This is a genomic window from Gracilibacillus orientalis (genome assembly GCF_900114645.1).
In the GTDB taxonomy this organism is placed as follows: Bacteria; Bacillota; Bacilli; order Bacillales; family Amphibacillaceae; genus Gracilibacillus; species Gracilibacillus orientalis.
On sequence record NZ_FOTR01000006.1, the window covers coordinates 151,577 to 167,458 of the forward strand.

General features: G+C 35.7%; 14 protein-coding genes. 3 read left to right on the forward strand and 11 right to left on the reverse strand.

Going from position 1 to position 15,882, the window contains the following annotated elements; genetic code table 11:
• Window positions 1-104: 104 nt before the first annotated feature.
• The 8 genes from BM121_RS12515 to BM121_RS12550 all read right to left on the reverse strand — a co-directional run bounded on the left by BM121_RS12515 (window position 105) and on the right by BM121_RS12550 (window position 9,236).
• A complete protein-coding gene (locus BM121_RS12515; RefSeq protein WP_091483981.1) occupies window positions 105-1,016 on the reverse strand; it encodes a hypothetical protein in 912 nt (303 codons plus the stop codon).
• Between the two features lie 94 nt (window positions 1,017-1,110).
• Window positions 1,111-1,623 carry a TetR/AcrR family transcriptional regulator gene (locus tag BM121_RS12520; RefSeq protein WP_091483982.1) on the reverse strand — a complete coding sequence of 171 codons (513 nt, stop codon included), beginning with the start codon at window positions 1,621-1,623 and terminating at the stop codon, window positions 1,111-1,113.
• 176 nt (window positions 1,624-1,799) lie between these two features.
• Window positions 1,800-2,711, reverse strand: a complete 912-nt coding sequence (locus tag BM121_RS12525; protein WP_342714479.1) for a polysaccharide deacetylase family protein — start codon at window positions 2,709-2,711, stop codon at window positions 1,800-1,802.
• Window positions 2,712-3,399: 688 nt separating this feature from the next.
• Window positions 3,400-4,809 (reverse strand): dihydrolipoyl dehydrogenase, encoded by a 1,410-nt coding sequence (lpdA, locus tag BM121_RS12530; protein WP_091483984.1) that lies wholly within the window; start codon window positions 4,807-4,809, stop codon window positions 3,400-3,402.
• Between the two features lie 4 nt (window positions 4,810-4,813).
• Window positions 4,814-6,109, reverse strand: coding sequence for a dihydrolipoamide acetyltransferase family protein (locus BM121_RS12535; protein ID WP_091483985.1), 1,296 nt, complete (start codon window positions 6,107-6,109; stop codon window positions 4,814-4,816).
• A gap of 30 nt (window positions 6,110-6,139) precedes the next feature.
• Window positions 6,140-7,117 (reverse strand): alpha-ketoacid dehydrogenase subunit beta, encoded by a 978-nt coding sequence (locus BM121_RS12540; protein ID WP_091483986.1) that lies wholly within the window; start codon window positions 7,115-7,117, stop codon window positions 6,140-6,142.
• 3 nt (window positions 7,118-7,120) lie between these two features.
• Complete coding sequence (pdhA, locus tag BM121_RS12545; RefSeq protein ID WP_091483987.1) at window positions 7,121-8,203, reverse strand: pyruvate dehydrogenase (acetyl-transferring) E1 component subunit alpha; 1,083 nt, start codon at window positions 8,201-8,203, stop codon at window positions 7,121-7,123.
• Between the two features lie 388 nt (window positions 8,204-8,591).
• Complete coding sequence (locus BM121_RS12550) at window positions 8,592-9,236, reverse strand: YkyA family protein (protein ID WP_091483988.1); 645 nt, start codon at window positions 9,234-9,236, stop codon at window positions 8,592-8,594.
• Window positions 9,237-9,407: 171 nt separating this feature from the next.
• Between BM121_RS12550 and def the strand changes: the two genes are divergently transcribed.
• Window positions 9,408-9,962: a peptide deformylase gene (gene def, locus BM121_RS12555; RefSeq protein WP_091483989.1), complete on the forward strand. Its 555-nt coding sequence runs from the start codon at window positions 9,408-9,410 to the stop codon at window positions 9,960-9,962.
• Between the two features lie 108 nt (window positions 9,963-10,070).
• Here the strand turns inward: def and BM121_RS12560 are convergent, their stop codons facing one another.
• Window positions 10,071-10,853, reverse strand: a complete 783-nt coding sequence (locus tag BM121_RS12560; RefSeq protein ID WP_342714475.1) for a Cof-type HAD-IIB family hydrolase — start codon at window positions 10,851-10,853, stop codon at window positions 10,071-10,073.
• A 422-nt stretch (window positions 10,854-11,275) separates the two neighbouring features.
• On the opposite strand from BM121_RS12560, the gene BM121_RS12565 reads away from it, so the two are divergent.
• Both BM121_RS12565 and rnjA read left to right on the forward strand, forming a co-directional pair.
• A complete protein-coding gene (locus BM121_RS12565; RefSeq protein ID WP_091483991.1) occupies window positions 11,276-11,485 on the forward strand; it encodes a DNA-dependent RNA polymerase subunit epsilon in 210 nt (69 codons plus the stop codon).
• A 3-nt stretch (window positions 11,486-11,488) separates the two neighbouring features.
• Complete coding sequence (gene rnjA, locus BM121_RS12570; protein WP_091483992.1) at window positions 11,489-13,156, forward strand: ribonuclease J1; 1,668 nt, start codon at window positions 11,489-11,491, stop codon at window positions 13,154-13,156.
• 117 nt (window positions 13,157-13,273) lie between these two features.
• Here the strand turns inward: rnjA and BM121_RS12575 are convergent, their stop codons facing one another.
• Complete coding sequence (locus BM121_RS12575) at window positions 13,274-13,945, reverse strand: potassium channel family protein (RefSeq protein WP_091483993.1); 672 nt, start codon at window positions 13,943-13,945, stop codon at window positions 13,274-13,276.
• Between the two features lie 87 nt (window positions 13,946-14,032).
• Window positions 14,033-15,871, reverse strand: coding sequence for an ABC transporter ATP-binding protein (locus BM121_RS12580; protein WP_091483994.1), 1,839 nt, complete (start codon window positions 15,869-15,871; stop codon window positions 14,033-14,035).
• Window positions 15,872-15,882 lie beyond the last annotated feature (11 nt).

A 15,882-nucleotide genomic window follows, 5' to 3' on the forward strand; every position in this document is an offset into this window, starting at 1 on the left:
CTAAGTAATAGTGAAAGCCTTAGTTTTTTAACAGTATGGTTACCATGATTAGCTAATGGGGTTTAATAACGTAGGAAAACAAATATATGAATAACCTTTTTAGTCTATTCTGTAAAGGATGGTTGATCTATTGGTGAGGAGTAGTCGTTTCTGCTTTGTTTGATAACAAGCACAACTGCCATTATTACTGTTCCAAGCCAAACAAATAATAAACAGCTTCCCAGTATAGGAATTATCGTTAACTCAAATACAGAACGACCTAGAGCAGTTTGAATCCCTATGAATAAAATCATAAGAATCCAAGCAATACTGCCTGAATGGAGTAGAATTTTTTTGTAGTGCCATTTTGCCTGCGTTTTTTCTAAAAACCAAGCTAACAAGATTAGTGTTTGTAACGCATGGAAGCCAATGCCGTGTAGTACAATTATATTACCTGCATCACCTGTTAGCCTATCTTGAAGCAATATCATCCATATTCCAGCAATGCTGGCAACAGTAACAGATGTAAAAGCATATCGAACACCTAATAAGAGCAATGGTCGTTCATGAGGAGACTTCATTCGTAAAAAGTGGATTGTCAATACAATTGCTAAAGCTACAAGGACTAGAGATACAATCCCGAATAGCATGCCAGCAACCATATCAATATTAGTACCTGCACTCGAAAATCGAGGATTAATTCCTCTAAAATTTTGAACGGTTTCAATGGCATAAGAATATAATGTTGCTGAAATAAATAGCCATCTTATCACCTTCCTTTTACGGTCTCCAAATCTTGCAAGAGGTAAAATGGCTGCGATGGATAGTATATAAATACCGATAGCTGCATTAAAAGAAAAAACATCTTTCATATTGCCTTCAGGTAAAATCAAATGCCCTTGGAAATAGATAAAGCTGGCTATACCTAATGAAAGTATAACTCCAAATAATCCCGTAATAACAAGTTTACGTTCTCCTTCAAACAGCTTCACTGACGGTTCATTTGCATTTAAGTAAGACTTTATGAACTTCAACATAAATAATCTCTTCCTTTCAACTATTTTATTTTTTATTTATTTATCAATAAATAAATGTCATTCTAAAAAAAAGGAGAGTTATTACTCCTTTTTATCAATGATCAACTTTATTGGTTAGTTGAGGTAAATCTAACACTTCTGCAACCGTAATTAATAAACCAGTACCAACAAAATGAGATGCTGTCTGTTTAGCATTTGGAAGACCTGCATTTTCGAATTTTAATGTTAAGGAATCAAAAATAGTAAGAAATAGATTTTTAACATGTTCACGAATTCCTTCCTCCGCAATAGCATGGGCTTGCATTACCATCAGTACCTCATCACGATGTGTTTGAACAATTTGTTCAAATGCACGTCCCATTGTTTCCATTAATTTATTTGCAGGTGCTTGAACTTCTGAAAATGTGTCATATATTCTGCCGAAAGCACGATCAATTACTGCTTTGAATAATTCTTCCTTGTTTTTAAAAAAATGAAACACATATGGTTGCGTTACCCCTGCAGCCTTCGCAACCATTGCAGTGGTTGCTTTATAATATCCTTTTTCTGCGAATACTGCTACTGCATTTTCAATAATGATTTCCTTTTTATCTTCTCTTGGTGCCATTATATCATCCTTACATTTATTTATTACTCAATAAATGAATGATAATTGAATACTATGATTTTGTCAATAAGAATATTCTTGCACACGCAAAAACACCTTCGAAATGATTTTTATCATTAATTCATTTCGAAGGTGTTTTATATTAATTTCATTTATCTAGATTAGTCTTTTATTTGTTATTCCGGCAATTGTAATGTCATCGGATCTGCGAATTCATACCCTTTCTCACGTAAACCCTTCACAATATCTTCTAATGCAGCTGCAGTCCATTCACGGTCATGCATTAATAAATTGGCACCAGGATTCAATAAAGAATATGAGATATCTATTTCAGGGGCTTCACCAGAGATCATAGCCTCTTTGAGTTTTTCTTCATCCATATATGGCTCAAAATAATCATAGCCATAAGTCCAATTCATTAGTAACATACCTTCTTCTTTCACTAACGATTTAGCATAATCGGTATTATCCCCGTGTGGTGCACGGAAGAAATGAGGTTGATCACCAATTATCTTCTCAATGAGATCATTTAATTCTAAAATTTCTTGTTTCTGTGTTTCTTCATCAACTACCGATAATTGTTGATGATTATATGTATGGTTTCCAATTGCAAATCCCATCTCATGAATGTCACGTAACTCATCTTTTTCTTCATCTGTTTGTAAGTAATGACCATTCACAAAGAAAATTGCTGGAACTTCTAGTTCATTTAGTGTTTGAGCCATTTCTAAAGCGTATTTATCAGGCGCATCATCAATTGTAAGTAATAATACTTTCTCGTTTGTTCCTTCTTCAAGAGGAACTAAATTCCAATTATCATCCAATTCATACAATGGTTCGGCTATATCTTGGGCTACTTCTTCTTCTACATTTTCTTCCACTTCAGTACTGTTGTCATTTTCTTCTGTAGCCTGTTGCTCTTTTTCATCTTCCTCTTCCGTTTTATTCTCATCTTCTGCCTCATCTGTCGCTATTTCCTCCGTATTATCTTCTTCATTCTCAGCCGCTTCGTCCTCATTAACATTGTCATTACAAGCGACCAAAACAATCATTATACCAAAAAGCAGAATATAGATACTTTTTTTCACCAATGAAAATTCCTCCTTTACAAAAATGGTACGAATACCAAACAAAATCCCATTCTTCTCTATTCACTTCATTCGTAATAGATACAAACTGCGCACTAACTTATTGCGTAGATTTGCTCTTCTACCTTTTTGATGGTGAGTGCTGGGAAACGCTTCGGCAGAATACTTCGCTTTCCACGGGCACGGCCTTAGCCTCCTCAGAAAACCTAGTACGTTTTCTTGCGGGGTCTTCGGCTCGCGCTGTTCCCGTAGGAGTCTGCGTATTCTGCCTACGCTTTGCATAGTGTTCTGATAACGGAAAGAATAGAACTATTGATATTCTATTCTATGGATTCCCTGTCTTTTTGAACAGAACACTATTCTAAGCTGCGGAAAAATGCGACACTCCTGGGGGAATAGCGCGAGCCGAAGATCCACTTGGTGAAGTGGTTTTCTTCACCAAGTTAGCTGAGACCGTGCCCCCGGCATAGAAAACACAACGAAGGCGATTTTTGCTTGAGTAGATGTTGTACTTGTGCCCTCGGGTGAAAGGGAGTATTTTTCCGCAGCGTCGATCATGCACGCAACAAAATTCAAAATGGAAGAGAGAAAATCCATGTCTGCGTTACTGCGCAGTTTATGGTTTTTGTGCATATTTTTAATACTTTTAAAAAGGAGTCTGCCAGGCAGACTCCTCACTTTTAACTTATTATTTTACAATATGAATTGGTGTACCCATTGCAACTTCTGCTGCTTCCATTGTGATCTCACCTAATGTAGGGTGAGCATGGATAGTTAGCGCTAGGTCTTCTGCTGTCATACCAGCTTCAATTGCAAGCCCAAGTTCAGAAATCATATCACTAGCATTTGGACCAGCAATTTGTGCACCAACAATTAAACCATCTTCTTTACGTGTAATAAGCTTCATAAATCCATCAGATGCATTTAATGACAATGCACGACCATTTGCTGCAAATGGGAATTTAGATGCTTTAACATCGTAACCTGCTTCTTTCGCTCCCTCTTCAGAATAACCAACAGTGGCTAATTCAGGGTCAGAGAATACAACTGCCGGGATGGCGTTATAGTCGATTACCGCATTTTCTCCAGCAATCGCTTCAGCAGCAATCTTTCCTTCATAAGATGCTTTATGTGCAAGTGGAGGTCCATCGACAATATCACCAATCGCGAAAATGTTATCTACATTCGTACGACATTGTTCATCGATTTTAACAAGACCTTTATCATCCATTTCGATGCCAACCTGCTCTAATCCAAGCTCATCTGTATTAGGTTTACGTCCAACAGTTACAAGTACATAATCAGCTTCAACCGTTTCTTTCTTACCTTTGGCCTCATATGTTACTTTAACACCGTCTTTTGTTTCTTCAACACCTTGAGCCATAGCTTCTGTTACAATTGTTGCACCTTTACTTTTCAATTTTTTCTTGACAAGTGCACTCATTTGTTTTTCAAAGCCACCAAGGATATCTTTTAATCCTTCTAGGATTGTTACTTCTGTACCGAAGTTTGCATATGCTGAACCTAATTCAGTACCAACATATCCACCACCGATTACAACTAGTTTTTTCGGAACTTCTTTTAAGTTAAGTGCGCCAGTTGAATCTAATACACGATCAGAGTATTTGAAAGTAGGTAGTTCTATCGGATGTGAACCAGTTGCAATAATACAGTTTTTAAATGTATATGTTTGAGAGTTTTTTTCATCCATTACTTTAACTGTATTTTTATCAACAAAGTACACTTCACCACCTACTATGTCTACTTTGTTTCCTTTTAATAATCCTTCTACACCGCTAGTTAGTTTATTAACAACTGAACCTTTCCATTCTTGTACTTTAGAAAAATCCACAGAAACATTTTCTGTTTTAATCCCAAGTTCATCGTCTCCTTGAGCATGTTCTGCGCGGTGCCCTGCTTCGATTAAAGCTTTTGACGGGATACATCCAACGTTAAGACATACACCACCGATTGCACCTTTTTCTACGATTGTTACTTTTTGTCCAGTTTGTGCTGCACGAATTGCTGCAACATATCCCCCAGGACCAGAACCAACTACAAGTGTATCTAATTCTATCGGAAAGTCTCCTACTACCATTTGTTTACCCCTCCATCATAATTAGTTGTGGGTCTTCTAACAGACGTTTCATCTGATTTAATGCTAATTGAGCCGTGGCACCATCAACTATTCTGTGATCAAAACTTAATGATAGTGCTAATACAGGCGCAACAACAATTTCACCGTCACGTACAACTGGTTTTTCTGCAATACGTCCAATTCCTAAAATAGCAGCTTCAGGATAATTGATTACAGGTGTAAACCATTGTCCACCAGCTGAACCGATATTAGAAATCGTACAAGAAGCACCTTTCATTTCACTAGGAGCCAGCTTTCCTTCTCTTGCTTTTCCTCCAAGTTCATTAATTTCGTTGGAAATTGCAAAAATTGATTTAGAATCTGCATTCTTCACTACAGGAACAAGAAGACCCTTCTCCGTATCTGCTGCAATACCAATATTGTAATAATGCTTACTCACGATTTCATCAGTTTCATCATCAATAGAAGCATTTAAAATTGGGAATTTAGATAATGCAGAAGTTAAAGCTTTAACAACATAAGGTAAATAAGTAAGCTTAATGTCCTGCTCTGCAGCAATTGGTTTAAATTTCTTGCGGTGTGCTACCAATTCTGTTACATCAACTTCATCGTGTAATGTAACGTGTGGTGCTTTATGCTTAGAATTAACCATCGCATTAGCAATTGCTTTACGGATTCCACTCATTTTCTCACGAGTTTCTGGGAATTCACCCTCTGAAACCGTTGGAGCAGACGTTTGAGCTTGCTCTTCACTTGCTTGATCTCCAGCTGCTGTTGTTTCTGCTTTTTGATCACCGCTTAAGAAGACATCAATATCATCTTTTAGTACTCGATTGTTTTTGCCAGTTCCTTGTACTTCTGTAATATTAACATTGTTATCACGTGCATATTTACGAACAGAAGGCATCGCAATTACGCGGTTGTTCGGGTCTTTAGCTACTGGCTCTTGCTTTTCTTCTTTCGCAGCATCGTCATTTTTTGCTTCTTCTTTATTCTCTTCCTTCGGTTCATCCTTCGCTTCAGCTTTATCACCATCATCTGAAGATCCTTCATCTTCATATCCTTCAGCATCGATGGTAATAATTGTTTCACCAACTGTTGCAACTGAACCATCTTCAAAATGCACTTCGGATACCGTACCATCTACTGGGGAAGGAATTTCAACAACTGCCTTATCATTTTGTACTTCACAAAGCACGTCGTCTTCTTTGATTTCTTCACCAGCTTTTACGAACCATTTTACTATTTCACCTTCATGGATACCTTCACCAATGTCAGGTAATTTAAATTCAAAAGCCATTCTCATGACCTCCCGTCTCGATTTAATTGCTTAGAAATTAATGACTTTGTTTACTTTTTCGATAATATCGTTATAGTTTGGTAACCAAATTTCTTCTGCTTGTGTAAAAGCATATACTGTATCAGGAGCAGCAACTGTCAGAATAGGTGCTTCTAAGTGTAGTATAGCTCGTTCTTGAACATTAGATACTATATAAGAAGCCAAACCAGCTTGACGTTGTGCTTCTTGTACCATAACCACACGATTTGTTTTTTCTACCGATTGTACAATCGTATCAAAATCAATAGGCATAACCGTGCGTAAGTCAATTACTTCTGCATCAATTCCGTCTTTTTCTAGTTCTTCCGCTGCTTTTAGTGAAGAGTGAACCATTGCTCCATATGCAATTAATGTTACGTCATTTCCTTCACGTACAATATTCGCTTTACCTAATTCTAATGTGTAATCTTCTTCAGGAACTTCTTCACGGAATGAACGATAAAGTTTCATGTGCTCTAAATACAGTACCGGATCATTATCACGAATAGATTGAATTAAAAGACCTTTTGCATCATAAGGACCAGACGGAATTACTACTTTCATACCTGGTTGTTGTGCAATAAGACCTTCTAAAGAGTCTGCGTGAAGTTCTGGAGTATGCACACCGCCACCAAAAGGTGAACGAATCGTAACTGGAGCATTTTGTGTATTACCAGAGCGGTAACGTAAACGTGCCATTTGACCGTTAATAGCATCCATAGCTTCAAATACGAAACCAAAGAATTGAATCTCAGGTACCGGACGGAATCCTTGTGTAGAAAGTCCAAGTGACATACCTGCAATACCAGATTCAGCTAAAGGAGTGTCAAATACACGATCTTCACCGAATTCATTTTGTAAACCTTCAGTTGCACGGAAAACACCACCGTTTTGGCCAACGTCTTCCCCGAATACAAGGACATTTTCATCATTTTTTAATTCTGCTCTTAAAGCATCAGTAATTGCTTGGATCATTGTCATTTGAGCCATGATTTACTTCGACTCCTTTGCTTTATATTCTTCCATTTGTTCCTGCAAGTGAGCTGGAAGTTCTTCATACATATTACCAATTAAATCAGTAACTTTCTGCTTTGGTTGTTCATCTGTCTTCTTAATCGCTGCTTTAATTTCTTCTTTAGCTTTTTCGATTACTTCGTTTTCGTCTTCTTCAGACCATAATCCTTTTTCTTCTAAGAATTTACGTAAACGAACAATTGGATCCTTCTTCTCCCATTCGTTGTCCATTTCTTCTGTACGATAACGAGTAGGATCGTCACCAGCCATAGTGTGTGGACCATAACGGTATGTTAAAGTTTCAATCAATGTAGGTCCTTCACCATTTACAGCACGCTCTCTTGCATCTTTTGTTGCCGCATATACAGCAAGAACATCCATACCATCTACTTGGATTCCTTCAATACCTGCAGCAACCGCTTTTTGAGCTAATGTATCAGCAGCAGTTTGTTGTTCAACTGGTACCGAGATAGCAAAGTGGTTGTTTTGCACAACAAAAATAGCTGGAGCTTGATAAGCACCTGCAAAGTTAATTCCTTCGTAGAAATCACCTTGAGAAGTACCACCATCACCAGTGTAAGTAATAGCTACTGACTTTTTACCACGTTTTTTCATACCTAATGCCACACCAGCAGCTTGTGTATACTGTGCACCAATGATAATTTGTGGACTTAAAGCATTAACTCCTTCAGGCATTTGGTTACCATGGTAATGGCCACGGGAGAATAAGAATGCTTGATATAATGGAAGTCCGTGCCAGATTAACTGTGGTACATCACGATACCCAGGTAAAACAAAGTCTTCTTTTTCAAGTGCAAATTGTGTTCCTAACTGTGATGCTTCTTGTCCTGCCGTTGGTGCATAAAAACCTAAACGTCCTTGGCGATTTAACGCAATCGAACGTTGATCAAGAATTCTTGTATACACCATTCGATACATAATTTCTTTTAGTTCTTCATCTGAAAGATCAGGCATAGCATCTTCATTAACGATTTTACCTTCTTCATTCAGAATTTGAAACGTTTCAAACTGTTCTTCAATATTTTCTAAAGTACGTTTCAAAAGAATTCACCTCTTCCTTTCTCAATCCCTAATTTAAATTTATCAAAATTAGCTTTCCCAAAAGATTAAAAAATCTGTACCAAAGTCATTATTATTGCTATACCCTTTTGGACAAAAAATAATCAACCTATGTAATTAACAAACTGTTACATAAGAATTGACTTATAGTACTGGTACAATTTTTGCTCATTTATAGTTTAGCTCATTGAACTCAGTTGGTCAAACACTTTGCAAGATTTAATTATAATTTTATAATATCCATCTTAATTGGTATTCGAATATTTAATAAAGCGCTTTTATACAATCTGTTTCATTATCTTTTCTTATCTGTACTATTTTTATTAGCCGAAAAAAAGTATAGAAAAAAGCTTTCGAAAAATCGAAAGCTTTACTCATATACAACATTTAAATCAGCAGCTTTATAAAAGTCTTCTTTTAGCTGATTATATGTATCCGTCAGTTCATTAAATTCTTTGTTTATTTCCATCACATCATCGTATGATTGATTTACCGTTTCGATCTGTTCACGAAGTTCTTCTTCTGTAAGTTCTTCGTTCATAAATAATTCATATAACATTTTATCTTGGTCTAAAGATGCTAAAAATGATTCATTTAATTGTTGATACATATCATAGCGTTGATCCATCGTTTGGATCATTTCTTCAGCTACTTTTTTAGGTTCTTCATCCAAATCATCAATATACTCTTCTACTTGAGAAAATTCTTGTTCTGCTTCTTGCATACTTTCTAATTCTGTTTCAAGTAATTTTCTGCGTTCATCAATTGTATCAATTGCTTGTTCTGACAATGTTGTAATTTCATCCATTTCGTCAGCTGTCAATTCAATAATTTGATTATATAGTTCCTGTTCTTCTTCCTCCAGACCTGTAAAAGGTTCTTGTTGTTCAGCAAATGTTTGCTCTAATTCTACAGTTTTTTCTAAATGATCATACATGTCATTAGCGGCAGATTCTCCACTACATCCAACTAATGCCACTATAAACAAAAAGCCGATTAGTAATAATCTTCTCATATTCCCCAAATCCTCCTAAAGCAACTTCATTAATAATTTAAGCCAATTTATTATAACATAAATTGACCAACCTTTTGTATAAAAGTTAAAATTGCTTATTAGAATTCTATATTTTTTGATCATTTTTCGTTATGATAGATAATACGAATATTTATGAAGAGGTGTATGTCAATGATTACAATGAAAGATATAGTTAGAGAGGGACACCCTGTTTTAACTAAAGTGGCAAAAGAAGTAGAACTGCCACCAACTAAAGAAGAGAAAGAAACATTGCAAGAAATGCTACAATTTATAAAGAATAGTCAAGATGAAGAAATCGCTGAAAAATATCAATTACGAGCAGGTGTTGGTTTAGCTGCTCCACAAATTGGGATATCAAAAAGAATGATTGCCATTCACTTCCAAGACTTAGATGAGAAAGAATACAGTTATGGCCTGTTTAACCCTAAAATTATCAGCCATTCTGTTGCAGAAACATTTTTGTCTGGTGGTGAAGGATGTCTATCCGTTGATAGAGAAGTCCCTGGGTATGTACCTCGTTATCAAAAGATTACTATAAAAGCTACTGATTTAGAGGGTAATGATGTGAAACTGAAATTAAGGGGATATGCTGCAATTGTTTTTCAACATGAAATTGATCACATAAATGGTGTGATGTTTTATGATCGAATTAATAAACAGGATCCTTTTGCAATCCCAGAAAATTCAAAGCCTTGTGATCAATAATCTTGAATAGCAATTATTTCATCCCGTTTCAACAAAATTGAAACGGGATTTTATTATTGTTTATACAATCAATAAATGAGTGACTCTTTCGAACAGAAACGGTGAAAATTATTTAATCAACGATAATTTCTTCATAGCTTTGCTTAAGCCGTTTTGATCTACATCATCTGTTACAAGATCGGCTGCTTCCTTGACTTCTTGCACACTATTTCCCATTGCAATCCCTGTATGAACTTTCGTGATCATTTCTAAGTCATTTAATCCGTCACCAAATGCATATGTATCTTCCAAATTTAAATGAAGTGCTTCTATAAATTTTTCAATACCATGTGCTTTTGATCCAATTTTCGGCATTACATCACAAGAAACTGGATGCCATCTAACAAATTTCAATTGTTGAAATACCTCTTCATAAACCTTTTGTTCTTTTTCTTTGTTAAATAATAAAACTTGAAAAATCTCTTGCTTCTTATAATATTCTGTATCCTCTAAAGGATGACTTCGTTTTAAACTTCCAATTCCTTGTTCAATATGCGGATGGTTACTTACAGATGATTTCATGTCTTCAATACTTTGATAAACAAGTGGATGATTGTGATTAATACTATATGCAGTCAATTCTTCAATTTGCTCAGAATCGATTGGATTTCGAAAAACAACCTCTCCATTATATACAGCATATTGACCATTAAAACTTATATACGAATGGATATTTAATTCTTCAAGAATATCTTGAAACATAAATGGTGCACGTCCGGTAGCAATCGATACAATAACTCCTGAATCCTGAAGTTGTTTTACTGCTTCTTTTGTTGCACTCGGTATTTGTTTGTCATGATCTAAGATTGTCCCATCAATATCAAGAAATACAACTTTTTGTCCCACATTCATTCTCCTCTATATGTAATTTTAAAACCACGATTGATTGTACCATGAACAAAATGAATAAGTATATTCTCCCTAGTTAAAACTAAGTAAAAGCTATGAATAATAGAAGCCATAATAAAGGTTATTTAGAAAATAATTCATTTATTTTAGCCTTTTTTGTTTCAAATTTTCGTAATTCATACTATACTATATAGTAATAGGGATTGGATCGGTTCGTTGAATACTTGCTTTTCTTTTCTATATAGATAGGAAGGTGTTGAGCAGTTATATGTTAAAACGTTTAAGAGAAAAATTAAAACGACGCTTGCGGGAAGCTTTACGGAGAAAACGGATACCAACTACCATTAATCGTTCTGATGATTTTTATAAGCATTCAAAACAAACCATAGAATCGAAACGCAAATAACAACTAAAGGAGAGATAGCATGATATTTAAAGTACTTTATCAAGAGAACGCATCAGAAATACCTGTGCGTGAACATACTAAGAGTTTATATATCGAAGCTTCTACGGAAAGAGAAGTACGTGACTCTTTAAAAGAAAAGCATATTAATATTGAATTAATCCAATTGTTGAGTGAGGCACACCTAGAATATGAACAACAATCCCCTTTTTACAAAGTGGAGACTGTTTAGCGTATGAAATTTGTAAAAAACGACCAAACAGCAGTTTTTGCACTGGGTGGTTTGGGTGAAATTGGTAAAAACACGTACGGTGTTCAATTCCAAGATGAAATCATTCTTATCGATGCAGGAATCAAGTTTCCTGAGGATGAATTATTAGGAATCGATTATGTCATTCCTGATTACACCTACCTTGTGCAAAACCAAGATAAAATAAAAGGTCTATTCATCACACATGGTCACGAAGACCATATTGGTGGGTTACCTTATTTACTACGCGAAATAAATGTGCCTATTTATGCAGGTAAATTAGCAATTGGACTCATTCGAAACAAATTGGATGAACACGGATTATTACGCAAGACAAAGTTACACACCTTCCAAGAGGATGATGTATTTAAGTTTAGAAAAACAGCTGTGTCCTTCTTCCGGACGACACATAGTATTCCCGATTCTTATGGTATTGTTGTAAAAACACCTCCAGGAAATATTGTTCATACTGGTGACTTTAAATTTGATTTTACACCAGTTGGAGAACCTGCCAACTTGGCAAAAATGGCTGAAATTGGCAAAGAAGGCGTTCTTTGTCTATTATCAGACAGTACAAACAGTGAAGTTCCTGGATTTACTCTATCAGAACGAGTAGTTGGTGACAGCATTAATGATATTTTCTCACGAGTGGATGGCAGATTAATTTTTGCTACTTTCGCTTCAAACATTCACCGCTTGCAACAAGTCGTTGAAGCAGCCGTTAAACATAAACGTAAAGTAGCCGTATTCGGACGAAGCATGGAAGGTTCCATTAAGATTGGACAAGAGCTCGGATATATTCGTGCACCTAAAAATACGTTTATTGATGCACATCAAATAAACCAACTTCCTGCTAACGAAGTGACCATCCTTTGCACCGGTTCACAAGGAGAACCAATGGCTGCATTATCTAGAGTTGCGAACGGTACACATCGTCAAATTCAGATTATCCCTGGTGACACAGTTGTATTCTCTTCTTCACCAATCCCTGGGAATACATTAAGTGTTAGTAGAATTATTAATCAATTATACCGTGCCGGTGCTGAAGTTATTCATGGACCACTTAATGATATCCATACTTCAGGTCACGGTGGTCAACAAGAACAAAAATTGATGCTACGTCTCATACAACCAAAATATTTCATGCCTATTCATGGGGAGTATCGTATGTTGAAAGAACATACGAAATTGGCAGATAGCTGTGGTATATCCCCTAAAAATAGCTTTATTATGGACAATGGAGAAGTATTAGCATTAGGAAAAGATAGTGCTGCGATTTCCGGTAAAATTCCTTCTGGTTCAGTCTATGTAGACGGTAGTGGAATTGGAGATATTGGTAATATTGTATTACGTGATCGTCGTATCCTTTCCGAGGAAGGACTAGTTATCGTTGTCGTAAGTATCAATATGAAAGAATTCCAAATCGCATCAGGTCCAGATATTATATCACGTGGATTTGTCTATATGAGGGAATCTGAAGACTTAATTAACGAAGCACAAAAGCTTGTTTCCAAACACTTAGATAAGGTAATGGAACGCCGGACTACACAGTGGTCTGAAATCAAAAATGAAATTAACGATACAATCGCTCCATTCCTTTATGACAAAACAAAACGTCGTCCAATGGTCTTACCGATCATTATGGAAGTCTAAAATACTCAGATCAAAGAAAACCCGTTTCAATTATTGAAACGGGTTTTTAATGTATTAAAAGGTAATAACAGTTTCGATTGTTCAACAAAAGAGTTTAATCTACTCTCCAGTATGTACTTAATCTTCTACGACTAGTTCTTTTTCAAATCGGGATATGTCTTTATCCGCACCAATAACAATAAGGATATCATCTTGCTCGATTTCTTGTGTTGCCATCGGAGAAACATTAATACCTTTCTCATCAGCTTCTTTAATTGCTACAACGTTACAGCCATACTGAGCTCGAATATCTAAGTCCAGCAATGTTTTTCCATCCATTTTTACTCCTACTTTCACCTCAACAATACTATGATCATCAGATAACTCTAGATGATCCAAAATATTGGTGGAGATGATACTATGTGCAATACGTTTTCCCATATCACGCTCGGGATGTACAACATGATCCGCTCCAATTTTATTTAAAACTTTTTCATGATGGTCATTTTGTGCTTTAACAGTTATTTTTTTAATTCCTAACTCTTTTAACATTAATGTGGAAAGAATACTTGCTTGGATATCATCACCAATTGCAACAATAACATGATCAATGTTGCGGACACCTAATTCCTTTAACACATTTTCATCCGTTGTGTCTGCAATTACAGCATGTGCTGCAATATTTTTGAATTCTTTTACTTTATCCTCTTGTATATCGATCGCCAGTACATCCATCCCGTCTGCACTTAACTCTCGACAGATACTTCCACCAAATCTACCTAAACCAATTACTGCAAATTCACGTTTCATATAAACTCCTCCAACACTTATAATCATAATCATTTTACCACATCGAACCAAAAAAGAAACCAGATATAATATCTGGTTTCCATTTAATTATAATGCATCTAACATTTCAAATTGCGATTTAACAAGCTCATAGTACTCGCCCTTTTTCTTCATTAATTCATCATGATTACCTTGTTCTAATAAACGGCCATGTTCTAACACGATGATATTATCTGCTTCTCTAATAGTAGACAATCGGTGAGCAATCATAATTGCTGTACGTCCTTCGAGCAATCTTTTTAGTGCTTTTTGAATTTTCACTTCTGTTTCCGTATCAATACTAGCTGTCGCTTCATCTAATATTAAAATCTTAGGATCAGCTAATAATGCACGAGCGAAAGATAACAACTGTCTTTCACCAGCAGACAAAATATTTCCCCGTTCTTCTACTTCCATTTGATATCCATTTGCTAATCTTTTAATAAAGTCATCTGCTCCAACGACTTTTGCTGCTTCTTTTACTTCTTCATCCGTTGCTTCTGGACGACCAAAACGAATATTTTCCATAATGGTACCTGAGAATATAAAAGTATCTTGCAATACAACAGAAATATTCGTACGTAAACTATCCAAACGCATATCGCGAAGGTCATGCCCATCAATCTTGACTGTACCTTTAGTCGGATCATAAAAACGACTGATTAAATTAGCAATGGTTGACTTACCTGATCCAGTATGACCAACAAGTGCAACCGTCTGACCTTGTTTCATATTCAATGAAATTTCATGTAATGCTACACGGTCTTCATCATAGGAAAATTGCACTTGATCAAACACAATATTTCCCTTCATATCATGAAAAGCTTTGGCGTTCTTTTTCTCTTCGACATTTGGTTGTTCATCTAAAAATTCGAAAATACGTTCAGAAGAAGCCATAGCTACCAATAATTGATTATATATCTGTCCTAGGCGGGAAATAGGTTCCCAAAACATGCCTAAATAGAAGGCAAAGGCTACAAACACACCAATTTCAATATTTCCTGTAATAATAAGATGTGCACCATATGAAATTAATATCACGGTACCAATTGCGTTACTCATCTCTACGAAGGGACCAAAATAAGCACTTTTCTTCATGGCAATTCGTTCTTTTTCATAGTTATCTGTATTCACACCGTTGAAGAACTCTGTATTTTCTTTTTCCTGAGAGAAAGATTGAGTAATACGAATACCTTGCATACTTTCATTCAAATGTGAATTCAGACGTGATTTCTGAATACGTACATCCTGCCATGAGCGACGAATCTTTCTTCTTAATTTAGTAGAAATAAAGAACATGATCGGTAAAATAAATAGAACGGCCAATGCTAATGGTGGACTTAATACAAACAAGATAACAATAATACCTGTAAGCATCACAACATCCATTAACAAATTAATAATCCCATTCGTAAACAATTCCTGTAACGAGTTAACATCGTTCAATATTCGTACTAGAATAGACCCTGCAGATCTTTTATCAAAAAAATTGTGAGATAAACGTTGAACATGAGAAAATAAACTCTTACGCAAGTCATGAATAACTCGTTGTCCTAAAATATTTACCCATCTAATTCGATACGTATTCGCTGCATAACTTAAAAGATATAACACGGAAATTCCGATAATTAGATACGTAAGTAAGTTAATGTTTTGATCTTTAATTGCTTTATCAATAACCCATGTACCAATAATAAAGGGTACAACTAATCTGACAAATGTAGACACAAGCATAGCAATAATTGCGGCTGGCATAAGTGTTTTTGCATAAGGCTTTAAATATATTACCAGCCGCCACATCTGCTTCCAATTAAAAGGCTTTTCCACCGCTTGATCTAACGGATAATAAAAACGATTTAAATGGGGACTGTCTTTTTTCATTTCTTTTACTGTCATTGATTTAGCCATTTCGACTCCCT